Here is a 12,790-nt window from a genome sequence, read left to right as displayed (position 1 = left end):
AACCCCAGCCGAGTACGCTCGGCAGTGCACCCATCAAATGGAAACCGACGACTCACAGAACGTCCGGACCGAATGAAGGGGGCGGCTCACGGCCCTGAGCGTCGGGAGAGTTCGCCATGCGTTCAACGGTCGGGTCTGCGGCCTCCAGACGCAAGCGACCCGCGATCTCGTTCGGCATCCATGACGCTGCGAGGTCGGCGTTGACGCGGGCCTCGAGTACCGGGTCCTTTGCCACTTTCCGGACCTGTGGGCGAGAGCGCTGGCGTTGCGCTTTCACGTCCGCGGTCACGGCTTGATAGCCGCGCGTCTTCGTCGAGTTCGGTCGAAGCTCTCTGGAGACCACCGAAGGGCATCTACCCAGGTGAGACGCGATCTTCCGGACTCCCCACCCGGCCTTCGATCCCGTCGAGATCTCCATCCGCTCCGTGAACGTGAGTCGCCGCCGCACCATCCCAGGCCTCCTCGCCTCGAGCCCCCACCGACCGGGAGTGTTGCTACGACGCTATGACACCACCAACCGACAGTCATCTCTTGCCGATTTACATTCAGCCGACGACCTGAATGAAGCCAGCAGCCGAATGCACTCGACGGTCTACGTCGAAGTCGTGGTCTGGTCCAGGTCTCGGCGTCCCTTGCGGAGCCCGATTTCGTAGGCTGTAAAGGAAATGAGCGTCAGTGCGATTAACGGCAGCACGAACCACGCCATGGCTACGGTGAATCCCTCCAGTGCATCGTGCGCTGTGGCAGCCAGCACAAGGTATCCGGTGTAGGCGGCGTACAAAACCACGAACAAGCCGCCCTCCCAACGCGCCACCGCGAAGCCCGTGAACGCGATCGGCAGTAGTGCCACTGCGGCCGCCAGCATTACTGGGATATCGAAGGCCACTGCGGCGCCGGATACGGGAATGCCCTCAAGAGAGATGAGCGCGGTTAGTCCTAGCACTACCCCTATGTTGAAGATATTGCTGCCGACCACGTTGCCCACCGCTAGGTCGCGTTCACCGCGACGCACGGCAATGATGGACGTCGCCAGCTCGGGCAGCGATGTCCCGACAGCCACAACGGTCAGTCCGACCACGAGGCTGCTTACGCCCAACGTGGTGGCTATGTTCACTGCTCCTTCCACGAGCAGCGTGGCACCGGCGACCAGCAACGCGACCCCCAGCAGCACAAAGAAGAGCGACCTGCTGACCGAGGCGCCTAGCGCAGCCCCTTCCTCGTCGGCTGGATCGACGGTTGCCGAATCTCCTGTCCCTTCCCGGGCATTCACCGCGGTCTTGGCGTCCCGCCGACTAATCACCACGGACATTATGGTGTGGACCACCACACCGAAAAATAGTATCAGCCCGTCCACCGCACTGATCCTCCCATCCAGGGACACAAGGAGCAGTAGAACTGACAAGACGACCATCAGGGGCAGGTCAAAGCGGATCAGCCTCCGCTTTACAGCGAGGGGAACGACCAGCGCGGACAGTCCCAGGATGAGCAGGACATTAATGATGTTGCTGCCAACCGCATTGCCCACGGCAAGCCCCGGTTCATCACGCAGTACAGCACCGACGCTCACTGCGAACTCGGGTGCCGACGTCGCCGCTGACACTACGGTGAGACCGATCACCAATGACGAAATCCCGAAACGTCCGGCCAGTGCTGACGCCCCACGCACCAAAAATTCCCCACCCAAGACCAGCAGCACCAGTCCGGCCACGATCCGTCCAATATCAAGCGCATCCATGAGTAGGAGTGTACGGACCACAGTTCAGGCCCTGCCACGAGCACCCGCTGACCTCGAGATTTCACTGGGGTGTGGTCTCGACGGGTGGGCGTCATAGAGAAAGGTGCTCCTGGCCTGGGATGATACGGGGTGTCGAGTCTCGTAATCCCTGGCCGGAAGGAGCACCTTTCAGGTGTCCCACCCTACCGTGTTCTTCTACCCCCGCCCGCGTGTGGACGTCGCTGAGGTCCCGGCGGCCTCGCATGCGGGCGCGGTGCTGCTGACCGACACGATCCACGCCACCGGCCTCGCCTCTTCGCTGCGTGAAGCGTTGGGTTCATGGACGAAACCGCTGGCCGAGCATCACGCCTCCAAGGTCCTGCTGGACCTCGCGATGACTCTCGCGGTGGGCGGGGAGGTCGCCCGTGACACCGACCTGCTGCGGTGCGAGCCGGGCCTGTTCGGTGACGTCGCCTCGGCCCCAACGATCTCCCGCACGCTCACCACCCTCGCTGAGGACGCGCCCGCCGTGATGACCGCGATCGCCAGGGCTCGCAGGACCGCGCGCGAGCAGGCCTGGGCCCTGGCCGGCGAGCATTCCCCGGCCGAGGGGACGAGCGCGAAGACCCCGCTGGTCATCGACCTCGACGCCACCCTGATCAACGTCCACAGTGAGAAGGAGCAAGCCGCCCCGACGTTCAAACGCGGCTTCGGCTACCACCCTCTGTACGCGTTCCTGGACCACGGCAGCGAAGGAACCGGGGAACCGCTCGCGATCCACCTTCGCCCCGGCAACGCGGGCTCGAACACCGCCAGCGATCACATCGCCGTCACCCGTCTGGCCCTTGCGCAGCTCCCACCGGCCCTGCTGGGCCGGGGCGGGCGGGGATCGAAAAAGGTCCTGATTCGCACCGACGGGGCCGGCGGCCCCAAGGACTTCGCGGGCTGGCTGGAGCGGCAGCGTCTGGCCTACTCAGTCGGGTTCACCCTCCCCGCGAACACTCCTGACCTGTTGGAACGTATTGATGAGGCGAAGGCGTGGACTCCTGCCTACGACACCGACACCGAAGGGATCCGCGATGGGGCATGGGTCGCGGAACTGACCGGACTACTGGACCTGCCCGGGTGGCCCCCGGAATGCGGGTAACCGTAAGGAAGGAACGCCCCCACCCCGGAGTGCAGCTACGGATCACCGATCACAAAGGGATGCGGATCACTGCGTTCGCGACCAACGCCCCACGCGGCCAGCTTCCAGTGCTGGAGCTGCGTCACCGCCGCCGCGCGCGCTGCGAGGACCGGATCCGCAACGCCAAGGACATGGGCCTGATGAAGTTCCCGCTGCAGGGATTCGCGCAGAACCAGGTCTGGTGCCAGATCGTCCAGCTCGCCGGCGTCATCGTCGCCTGGATCCAGGCCATCGCGCTGGCCGGCCATGATGCACGTCGCTGGGAGCCCAAACGGTTTCGCGCACGGTTGTTCGAGATCCCCGCGACCATCGTGCGCCGCTGTCGGCACAAGATCCTGCATTCGAGGCTCATCGCATTTGAGGGTGTAGCAAGGGTCTGAAGCCGCCTGATTCGAGGAGGCTGCGGGCGATGTAGTTGGTGAGGTTGCGGAAGCCGAGGGCGGAGCCGCGCAGGTGTTCGAGCCGGCCGTTGATCGCCTCCGTCGGACCGTTGCTGGTGCCCAGTCGCTCGAAGAACGCCAGCACGTCGGCGGCGCGTTTGGTCAGTGTCCGGCCGAGCTTGCCCAGTTCCTCGAGGGTGTCGGGGACCTTCTTGCTCAGCGCCGCGATCACCTTCTCCATCTTGGCCTTAGCCTTTGCGCGGTCGAATTCTCGATACGCGGCGACCATGGCCTGGTAGATCTCCCAGGCCGCTTCGACCGCGGCGTGCTTCTCGTGGGCGAAGAGGACGCTGAGGTGTTCTTTTTGGCGGTCGGTCAGCAGGCTCATCCCGGTGTGGAGGGTGCGGCGCAGTTGCGTCCGGCAGAGTGGTGTACGAATCCCGCAGCACGTTGACTCCGGTTGGCGTGTCGACCGCGAAGTAGAAGCGGTCACCGCGGGAGGCTTTCGAGGAAACTCTCACATCCCACTCGAAAGGGACACCCGCGATGACCGCTCCCCACGATATCGACCCCCAGGCGTTTCTGTCCGATCTGCTCACCCAGGCCTCGCCGGACTTGATGCGTCAGATGCTCACCACCTTCATCAATGCCCTGCTGTCGGCCGAGGCTGACAGCGTGTGCGGCGCCGCCTACGGCGCCCGCTCGGATGAGCGCACCAACCGGCGTAACGGCTACCGGCACCGGGACCTGGACACCCGCGCCGGCACCATCGACGTCGCGATCCCGAAACTGCGCGAAGGCACCTACTTTCCCGACTGGCTCCTGGAGCGGCGCCGCCGCGCCGAGGCAGCGCTGACCACGGTGGTCGCCACCTGCTACCTGCTCGGCGTCTCCACCCGCCGGATGGACAAACTGGTGCAGACTCTCGGCATCACGGGCCTGTCGAAATCGCAGGTCTCAGAGATGAGTAAAGACCTGGATGCGCAGGTCGAAGCGTTCCGCACCCGGCCGCTCGATGCTGGGCCGTATCGGTTTGTCGCCGCCGACGCGCTCGTGCTCAAAGTGCGTGAACACGGCCGGGTCGTCAAGGTCGCCGCCATGGTCGCCACCGGCATCAACAACGACGGCTACCGCGAGATCCTCGGCCTGCAACTGGGCACCGCGGAGACCAGGGAGGGGTGGCTCGGGTTCTTCCGTGATCTGGCTGCCCGCGGCCTGTCGGGGGTGGAGCTGATCACCTCCGATGCCCATGCCGGGCTGGTCGAAGCGGCCGGGGCGGTGTTCGGGACGGCGCAGTGGCAGCGCTGCCGCACCCACTACGCGGCCAACCTGATGGCGGTGTGCCCGAAGTCGCAGTGGCCCGCGGTGAAAGCGCTGCTGCACAGCGTCTACACCCAGCCCGACGTCGAGGCGGTGATCGCCCAGTACGAGCACATGATCGACAGCCTGGCCACCCATCTGCCGGCCGCTGCCGAGCACCTCGAGGGCGCCCGCGATGAGGTGCTCACGTTCACGAAGTTCCCGAAGGAGGTGTGGAAGAAGATCTGGTCGAACAACCCGAACGAACGGCTCAACAAGGAGATCCGGAGACGCACCGACGTCGTCGGCATCTTCCCCAGCCGAGTCGCGGTGATTAGACTCCTCGGCGCGGTGCTGGCCGAGCAGCACGACGAATGGACCGAATCACGGCGCTACATGAGCCTGGAATTGCTGACCGCGACCGACACGATGCTCGCCGAAGCAGCCGCGAAAGCCGCGGCTGAACAAGCCGCCCTACAGGTCAGCGACACCATGACCGACGACCCCGGCCACGCGGCACTCGCCGCCTGACAACCCACCCGACCACGAGGAACCCGACAAAGCCTCGATACACCACTCAAAAGGACTTGACCATGGCTATGCCCGAGACCGACCTGCTGCGCATCGGCCGCTGGTGCCGTGAACGCGTGCCCGAGCACCTGTGGGATCAGGTGAGAGTAGAAGCCGAGATCGCCGACCGGCACGTCACGATCATCGAGACGCGGCCGCCGTGGGACGGGCAGGGCGACTGGACGCGGTTCCCGGTCGCGCGCCTGCGATACACCGTCAAGACCGGCCAGTGGAGCATCTACTGGCGTGACCGGCACATGAAGTTCCACGAGTACACGAAGAGGCGCCCGACGAAGAACGTCCAGAGTCTGCTCGACTACATCGGCAGCCACCAGGATCCGATCTTCTGGGGCTGAGAGCTCCCACGGCCGTGTCGGTACTCACCGCTACGGTCGGGAGTATGAGCGAAGAGCAATGGGATGAAGCGGCCTTCCGCGCATCGATCCCGGCCGCGCGCGAGAAGGTTGAGTTTGCCGCAAGGTTCTGCGAGATCGGCCCCTCACAGCCCCGCTGGGATAGTCACCGTCCCGTCGTCGAGTTGATCTTCTATCTCTGCAAGCTCGACTACGACATCAAGGTGCTCCTGCTGCCTTCCTGACCGATTGAAGCGCCCTGGGTTTGTTGGAGACTCCTGACCTTGGAAACGAGGATGGAGTTATGCCGAAAGAGCAGACAGCGGGGAAGCCGACGACGCGTCGGTATTCGCCGGAGGAGAAGGCCGCGGCGGTCCGGATGGTGAGGACGCTGCGTGCCGAGCTGGGGACCGAGCATGGGACCGTCAATCGGGTCGCGACGCAGCTCGGGTACGGGGTCGAGTCCGTGCGGATGTGGGTCAAGCAAGCCGACATCGACGACGGCGTCACCTCTGGCGTGAGCAGCGCTGAGGCGCGGCGGGTGCGTGAACTGGAGCAGGAAGTCCGGGAGTTGCGGCGGGCCAACGAGGTCCTCAAGCGTGCTGCGTCTTTCTTCGGGGCGGAGCTCGACCGCCACTACCGGAAGTAGTCGCGTTCATCGACGCGAACAAGGATGACCTGGTCGACGCTCGCCGGCTCGGAGTCGAGCTCATCTGCAGGCTGCTGCAGGTGGCTCCGAGCAGCTACTACGCCGCCAAGACCCGCGCCCCCTCGGCTCGCGCGGTGCGGGACGAGGAGCTGATCCCGCAGCTGGTCGAGCTCTAGGAGACGAACTACCGCGTCTACGGGGTCAGAAAGCTCTGGAAGACCGCGCGTCGCGCCGGGATCGACATCGGCCGAGATCAGACGGGCCGGCTCATGCGCGCCGCAGGGATTAAGGGCGCGACCAGGTCGAAGCGGGTGAAGACGACCCGGCCAGATCCGACCGCGGCGCGGCACCCGGACCTCGTGAAGCGGGAGTTCACCGCGCCTGCCCCGAACCGGCTCTGGGTCACCGACCTGGCGTTCGTGCCGACGTGGGCCGGCGTCGCGTACGTCTGCTTCATCGTCGACGCGTTCTCCCGGATGATCGTCGGGTGGCGGTGCGCGTCACACATGCGCACCGAGATGGTCCTCGACGCGATCGAGATGGCCCGCTGGTCCCGCGGCGCTCGCCACGAGGACCTGCGCTGCCACAGCGACGCGGGGTCTCAATTCACCTCCATTCGCTACGGCGAACGCCTCGCCGAGATCGGAGCGACACCGTCGATCGGGACCGTCGGGGACAGCTATGACAACGCCCTGGCCGAGACCGTGAACGGCTATTACAAGGCCGAGCACGTCCGCGGACCCGCACGGCCAGGTCCCTGGCGGACGGTCGAGGACCTCGAGCTCGCGACCCTCGGGTGGGTGTCCTGGCACAACACGCAACGCCTCCACGGCTACCTCGGCGACGTCCCACCCGCCGAGTTCGAGGACACGTTCTATGCTGTCGAAGCCGGCCGCGAACAGCTGGTCGGAATCAAATAGCGCGAGTCTCCATCAGACCCAGGGGGCTTCAGGGCCAACGCTCTGGTCACCGACGAGATCGATTTTGGATCGAGCCGCTCGGCCACTGAGGAAGTTCTGAATTCCCGGGGATATAAGTCGAGCCGAACGCCGAACCGTAGGGTTTGTCTCGATCGGTTTGCGCTAAGGAATATGCCAGGCACAGAAAGAGGCCCAGGCGCTCCCCTCGACGGAGCACCTGGGCCTCATTCCGTATTCCCAGGCAGATGCGGACTCTGACCCGTGGGAATGTGGTCGGGCTAGCGGGATTTGAACCCACGACCTCTTGACCCCCAGTCAAGCGCGCTACCAAGCTGCGCCATAGCCCGTGGCGAATCGCGGTCATCCGCGCTTCAGCACCCGACGAGCATACCCCACCCGCACCGCCGGACGCGAATCGGGAGCGGGTATGCCGGGGCGTCGTCGTCAGGGGCAAAACGCGTGACACCCCGGAACGTGAACAAGGGGCCCACGTCCTCTTCACAGACGTGAACCCCTCATCCCTTGACCGAGGGCCACCCGACCGAGAGTCCCCCAGCGACCGCGGCCCTGGCGTACCGGTGGGCCTGGCGGTCTGCACGAACCCTCTCATGACTGAGGGTGCAGTCGCGCACGGGTGAAGCGTAACACGCCAGGCCGCTTCGATCCGCCGTTCCGGGCGGGTCGAAGAGGCGTGTCGGGGGCTCACGGAGCGCCGTCTCAGGATCAGTAGGTGAAGGTCCGGTCCCCCACGCGGAATTCGACGTCCTCCAGGTCCGGGATGGCGTCGCGCGCCCGGTCCGCCGCCTCCCGCATCGTGTCCTCGAGAACCTGGGGATCGGCCTCGAGCAGGGACTGGCCGAACTCGATGACCACCTTCCCGTCCTCCCGGAGGGCCTCGACGTCGACGATGTCCGAACCGGAGGGCAGGGATCGCGTCAGGTCCTCGACGACCTCGGCGGCGCGCTGGTCCGCCTCCTCGAGGGCGCCCTCCGCCTCCTGGCGCAGCTGCCCCAGGTCCACGCGGTCCGAGGCGTCCGCCTCCAGCTCGCTGATCCGGTCCTCGGCCTGGGCGAGCCGGTCCTCCGCGCTCTGCAGCGCGGCCCGGGTCTCGCCGTCGTCGACCGCGCAGCCGGATGCGGCCAGCGCGAGCGCGGCCAGGGTGGCCAGGGACAGGGCGGCGGGGCGACGTCGGATGAGGCTCATGCCCACAGGCTACGAGGCGAAGGTGGAAGAACTGTGGGAGCTTGCCGGGACGACGACGTCCCCCGGCGCGGGAGGCCGAGGGACGTCGTCGGTGGCGGGGCCGGATCAGCGGCCGCGACCGCGCTTCTCGCGCACGCGCATCCCGATCTCGAGGGGCGTGCCCTCGAACCCGAACGTCTCGCGCAGGCGGCGCACGATGAACCGGCGGTAGCCGGGGTCCAGGAACCCCGTGGTGAACAGCACGAACTTGGGCGGCCGGCTCGAGACCTGGGTCGCGAACAGGATGCGGGGCTGCTTGCCGCCGCGCAGCGGGTGCGGGTGGGCCGCCACGAGCTCGCCGAGGAACGCGTTGAGCTTGCCCGTGGGGATGCGGGTGTCCCACGAGTCCAGGGCGAGGTCCAGCGCGGGGACGAGACGGTCCTTGTGCCAGCCGGTCTTCGCGGAGATGTTCACGCGCGGCGCCCACGCGACGTGCGCCAGGTCCCGCTCGATCTCCTTGGCCAGCTGGTACCGGCGGTCCTCATCCACCTGGTCCCACTTGTTGAACGCGATCACGAGGGCGCGTCCGGAGTCCAGCACCATCTGGAGGATGCGCACGTCCTGCTCCGAGATCACCTGCGGCGCCTCGAGCAGCACCACGGCCACCTCGGCGCGGTCCAGGGCGGAGGCCGTGCGCAGCGACGCGTAGTAGTCGGCGCCGTGGGCCATGTGCTGCCGTCGGCGGATGCCGGCGGTGTCCACGAAGCGCCACAGGCGTCCGCCGAGCTCCACGAGCTCGTCCACGGGGTCGCGCGTGGTGCCGGCCAGGTCGTCCACCACCACGCGGTCCGAGCCGGCCAGCTTGTTCAGCAGCGAGGACTTGCCCACGTTCGGCCGGCCCACGAGGGCGATCCGGCGCGGGCCGCCGCGCGGCACGAGACCGCCGTGGGCGGACTCCTCCGGCAGTGCCTCGAGCGCGGCGTCCAACAGGTCCGCGACGCCGCGGCCGTGCACCGCGGACACCGGGTACGGGTAGCCGAAGCCGAGCGACCACAGGGTGGCGGCGTCGGCCTCCTGGACCATGTCGTCCACCTTGTTGGCGGCCACGATCACCGGGCGGTCCTTGCGACGCAGCATCGAGACCACGGCCTCGTCCGTGGCCGTCATGCCGACGGTGGCGTCCACCACGAACACGACGGCGTCCGCCACGTCCACGGCCAGCTCGGCCTGCTCGGCCACGCGACGGTGGATGCCCTTGGCGTCGTGCTCCCAGCCGCCGGTGTCCACCACGGTGAACTCGCGGCCGTTCCACTCGGCGTCGTAGGAGACGCGGTCGCGCGTCACGCCGGGCACGTCCTCCACCACGGCCTCACGGCGGCCGATGATGCGGTTGACGAGCGTGGACTTGCCGACGTTCGGCCGGCCCACGATGGCCAGCACGGGCGGCACGGGCGCGTCGACGTCCTCGTCGGGCCCGAGCTGCCACGCGTCGAGGAGGGCGGCGTCGTCCTCCTCGAGCTCGTAGTCCTCGAGGCCGGCGCGCAGCGACGCGGCGCGCGCCTCGGCCTCCTCCTCGGTCATGGCGGCGAGCCGCTCGGCCACCTGATCGTCGCCGGCGGGGACGAACTCGTCCTCACCGGAGCGGTGCTGGGGGTTCTCGGTCATCGTCGGCCTCCCTTCACGGCCGGGATGCCGGCCTGGTCCTCGACGGCGGCCAGGACGGCCGCCACGGTCTGCTCGAAGTCGAGCTCGGTGGAGTCCACGAGCGCCACCCCGTCGGCGGGGCGGTCGAACGTGGACACGGTGGCGTCGCGGGCGTCGCGCCCGGCCACCTGACGGTGCAGCGTGCCGGCGTCGACGCCGGTCTCCCCCGCCGCGGCCAGCTGGCCGGAGCGGCGGGCGGTGCGCACGGCCTCGGAGGCCGTGAGCAGCACGCGCGCGTGGGCGTCCGGGGCCACCACCGTGGTGATGTCGCGGCCCTCGGCGACCATCCGGCCCGCGGCGGCGATCGCCGCCCGCTGGCGGCGGTGCAGCTCCTCGCGCACCGGGATCACCACGGCGACGGTGGAGACCGTGTCCGTGACCTCGGGGCCGCGGATCGCCTCGGTGACGTCCGTGCCGCCGACCCGCACGGCCTCGACGTCCGGGTCGGTGGACTGGTCCAGGTCCATGGCGACGGCGGCCGCCGCCACGGCCTCCGCATCGGCCAGGTCGACGCCCTCGTGCAGGCAGTGCCACGCCACGGCGCGGTACATGGCGCCGGTGTCCAGGTATGCGGCGCCGAGACGCCGGGCCACGGCCTTGGACACGGACGACTTGCCCGAGCCCGAGGGCCCGTCCACCGCCACCACGAGCGGCGCGGGTGCGACGTCGTCGCGGGTGTGCTCGGTCATCTCAGACCACCTTCCATCCGGCGGCGGTCAGCGCCGCCACGAGTTCGTCCCTGCGGCCGGGCAGCACGGAGATCTCCACCATGCCGACCCGGTGGCCCGAGGCGTGCTCGAGCCGCAGGTCCTCCACGTTCACGTCCGTGCGGCCGACCTTGTCGAGGAGGGCCGCGATCTGCCCGGGGGCGTCGTCCACGATCACCGTGACCACCGCGAACGCCTGCGGCGGCGCCCCGTGCTTGCCGGGCACCCGGGCCCGACCGGCGTTGCCCTCGGCGATCAGCTGCGCCATGTCCAGCCGCGCCCCGGGGGCGGAGGGGTCCTCCAGGGTGCGGATCAGCCGGTCCAGGTCCGCCCGCAGCCCGTGCAGCGCCGGCACGATCCGCCCGGCGTTGCCGGAGAGGATCTGCACCCACAGCTGCGGATCCGACGCCGCGATCCGGGTGGTGTCCCGCAGCCCGTTGCCGGCCAGGGCGAGCGCCTGGTCCGGGGTGTCCTGCAGGCGGGAGGCCACGAGCGAGGCGGCGATCTGCGGCAGGTGCGAGATCAGCGCGACCGATTCGTCGTGGGCGCGGGCGGCCATCCGGTAGGGGGTGGCCTGCAGCGTCAGCGCGAGCGCCCGACCGGCCGCGAGGGCGGCCGGGTGGGTCGTGTCCGTCGGGCACAGCACCCACGGCGCCTGCGTGAACAGGGTGCCGCGGGCCGCCACGGGACCGGACCGCTCGGAGCCGGCCATCGGGTGCGTCCCGAGGTACCGGTCGGCGTCCTGTGGAGCCAGGCGGCCGTCGTCGACGGCGGCGCGCACGCCCGTGGCGACCGCCTCCTTCACCGAGGCGATGTCCACCACCACGGCCGCGGGCCAGCGGCGCAGCGAGTCCACCACGACGTCGGCGGTCACGTCCGGCGGCGCGGCCACGACGACGAGGCCCGGGGCGGCGTCGAGGTCGTCGCCCTCGGCGTCCAGGCGGGCCGGACGCCCGGCGCGGATGTCCGCGGCCACGGCCAGGGCGGCGGGCGAGGGGTCGTGCAGGCGCACGTCCACACCGGCCGAGCTCAGCCCGATGCCGATCGAGGTGCCCAGCAGGCCGGTCCCCCGGACGAGGACGGGCTGCGGGATCCCGGCCGGGCCGTCACCGAGCGCGGCGGCGGACTCGGCGGGCGCGCTCACAGGCCGACCAGGGCCTTGAGGTGGCCCAGCTCCTGCGCGTTGAGCGCACGGACGGTGCCCTGCTTCTGGTCGCCCAGCAGGATCGGGCCCACCTTGACGCGGACGAGCCGCTCGACCGGGTGGCCGATCTCCTGGAACATGCGGCGCACGATGCGGTTCTTGCCCGAGTGCAGCACGACCTCGACGAGCACGTGGCCCGGCGTCGAGTCGACGAGCTTGAACGAGTCGACCTGCGCCACGCCGTCCTCGAGCTCCACGCCCTCGCGCAGGCGGTTGGAGACGCCCTTGGCCAGCGGGCCGCGGGTCTGGACCACGTAGGTCTTGGGGACCTCGTAGCTCGGGTGGGTGAGGCGGTTGGCCAGCTCGCCGTCGTTGGTGAGGATGAGCAGGCCCTCGGTCTCGTTGTCCAGGCGGCCCACGTGGAACAGGTGCTCCTGCCCGGGCTTGAGGTAGGTGGCGATCGAGGGCCGGCCCTCCGGGTCCACCATCGTGGAGATCACGCCGCGGGGCTTGTTGAAGACGAAGTACTGCTTGGTCACGTCCGTCTGCACGGAGATGCCGTCCACGCGGATGACGGCCTTGGCCGGGTCCACGCGCACGCCGGGCTCGGTGACGACGACGCCGTCCACCTCCACGCGGCCCTCGGCGATGAGGTCCTCGCTCACGCGCCGGGACGCCACACCCGCGGCGGCCAGCACCTTCTGCAGGCGCTCACCCGACTCGTCGTGGATGCGGTCGAGGTGGGCGGCCTTGGCCCGGGCGGCGCCGGCGCCGCGGCCGCGGCGACCGCGGGTGCGCGGCACGGCGTCCTCGTCGAAGGGGGCCTCCTCACGGGGGGCGGCGGCGCCGCGGCGGGCACCGATCTGTCGCTGGAAGTCGCGCTCCTGGAACGGGCCGCCCCGTCGACCGACGGCGGGGGTGCGTCCGGAGCCTCGCGGCTTGCGGGAGTTCATGGGGAGGGCGTCCTTTCGGGTGCGCGTCA

At 68.9% G+C, this 12,790-nt stretch carries 10 protein-coding genes, 1 tRNA gene, 3 pseudogenes and 1 other annotated feature; of the genes and pseudogenes, 5 read left to right on the top strand and 9 right to left on the bottom strand.

Features of this window, described 5'->3' with window-relative positions; all coding sequences use genetic code 11:
- Positions 1-52: 52 nt before the first annotated feature.
- Together AUV08_RS11870 and AUV08_RS09475 are read right to left on the bottom strand one after the other, a co-directional pair.
- Positions 53-451 carry a helix-turn-helix domain-containing protein gene (locus AUV08_RS11870; protein ID WP_223247546.1) on the bottom strand — a complete coding sequence of 133 codons (399 nt, stop codon included), beginning with the start codon at positions 449-451 and terminating at the stop codon, positions 53-55.
- Positions 452-592: 141 nt separating this feature from the next.
- Positions 593-1,735: a calcium/sodium antiporter gene (locus tag AUV08_RS09475; RefSeq protein ID WP_043282823.1), complete on the bottom strand. Its 1,143-nt coding sequence runs from the start codon at positions 1,733-1,735 to the stop codon at positions 593-595.
- Positions 1,736-1,907: 172 nt separating this feature from the next.
- Here AUV08_RS09475 and AUV08_RS09470 point away from each other — a divergent pair.
- Positions 1,908-3,280 (top strand): annotated as a pseudogene (locus AUV08_RS09470) (IS1380 family transposase).
- Here the strand turns inward: AUV08_RS09470 and AUV08_RS09465 are convergent.
- Positions 3,249-3,689, bottom strand: a pseudogene (locus AUV08_RS09465) (ISL3 family transposase); the annotation flags it as partial. The pseudogenes AUV08_RS09470 and AUV08_RS09465 sit on opposite strands and share 32 nt — an antisense overlap.
- 137 nt (positions 3,690-3,826) lie before the next feature.
- Here AUV08_RS09465 and AUV08_RS09460 point away from each other — a divergent pair.
- The 4 genes and pseudogenes from AUV08_RS09460 to AUV08_RS11865 all read left to right on the top strand — a co-directional run bounded on the left by AUV08_RS09460 (position 3,827) and on the right by AUV08_RS11865 (position 7,071).
- Positions 3,827-5,110, top strand: coding sequence for an IS256 family transposase (locus AUV08_RS09460; protein ID WP_036337267.1), 1,284 nt, complete (start codon positions 3,827-3,829; stop codon positions 5,108-5,110).
- A gap of 62 nt (positions 5,111-5,172) precedes the next feature.
- On the top strand, positions 5,173-5,505 hold the full coding sequence (locus AUV08_RS09455; RefSeq protein ID WP_036315702.1) for a DUF3024 domain-containing protein: 333 nt from the start codon (positions 5,173-5,175) through the stop codon (positions 5,503-5,505).
- Positions 5,506-5,549: 44 nt separating this feature from the next.
- Complete coding sequence (locus AUV08_RS09450; protein WP_010078466.1) at positions 5,550-5,747, top strand: hypothetical protein; 198 nt, start codon at positions 5,550-5,552, stop codon at positions 5,745-5,747.
- Positions 5,748-5,806: 59 nt separating this feature from the next.
- Positions 5,807-7,071 (top strand): annotated as a pseudogene (locus tag AUV08_RS11865) (IS3 family transposase).
- Positions 6,106-6,240 (top strand) — a sequence feature (AL1L pseudoknot). It overlaps the preceding pseudogene by 135 nt.
- 270 nt (positions 7,072-7,341) lie before the next feature.
- Here the strand turns inward: AUV08_RS11865 and AUV08_RS09430 are convergent.
- The 6 genes from AUV08_RS09430 to AUV08_RS09405 all read right to left on the bottom strand — a co-directional run bounded on the left by AUV08_RS09430 (position 7,342) and on the right by AUV08_RS09405 (position 12,761).
- Positions 7,342-7,418, bottom strand: a tRNA-Pro gene (locus AUV08_RS09430).
- A gap of 376 nt (positions 7,419-7,794) precedes the next feature.
- A complete protein-coding gene (locus AUV08_RS09425) occupies positions 7,795-8,274 on the bottom strand; it encodes a hypothetical protein (protein ID WP_061866970.1) in 480 nt (159 codons plus the stop codon).
- A 105-nt stretch (positions 8,275-8,379) separates the two neighbouring features.
- A complete protein-coding gene (der, locus tag AUV08_RS09420; protein WP_061866971.1) occupies positions 8,380-9,918 on the bottom strand; it encodes a ribosome biogenesis GTPase Der in 1,539 nt (512 codons plus the stop codon).
- Positions 9,915-10,646, bottom strand: coding sequence for a (d)CMP kinase (gene cmk, locus AUV08_RS09415; protein WP_002857424.1), 732 nt, complete (start codon positions 10,644-10,646; stop codon positions 9,915-9,917). Before cmk ends, der begins: the two co-directional genes overlap by 4 nt.
- Before the next feature lies 1 nt (position 10,647).
- Complete coding sequence (locus tag AUV08_RS09410; RefSeq protein WP_061866972.1) at positions 10,648-11,808, bottom strand: prephenate dehydrogenase; 1,161 nt, start codon at positions 11,806-11,808, stop codon at positions 10,648-10,650.
- Positions 11,805-12,761, bottom strand: coding sequence for a pseudouridine synthase (locus AUV08_RS09405; protein ID WP_036338127.1), 957 nt, complete (start codon positions 12,759-12,761; stop codon positions 11,805-11,807). Before AUV08_RS09405 ends, AUV08_RS09410 begins: the two co-directional genes overlap by 4 nt.
- Positions 12,762-12,790 lie beyond the last annotated feature (29 nt).

It is taken from the genome of Micrococcus sp. CH7, assembly GCF_001595485.1.
Taxonomy (GTDB): domain Bacteria; phylum Actinomycetota; class Actinomycetes; order Actinomycetales; family Micrococcaceae; genus Micrococcus; species Micrococcus luteus.
The sequence above is the reverse complement of the archived record's forward strand: the minus strand, read 5'-3'. Positions and strand labels throughout refer to the sequence as shown.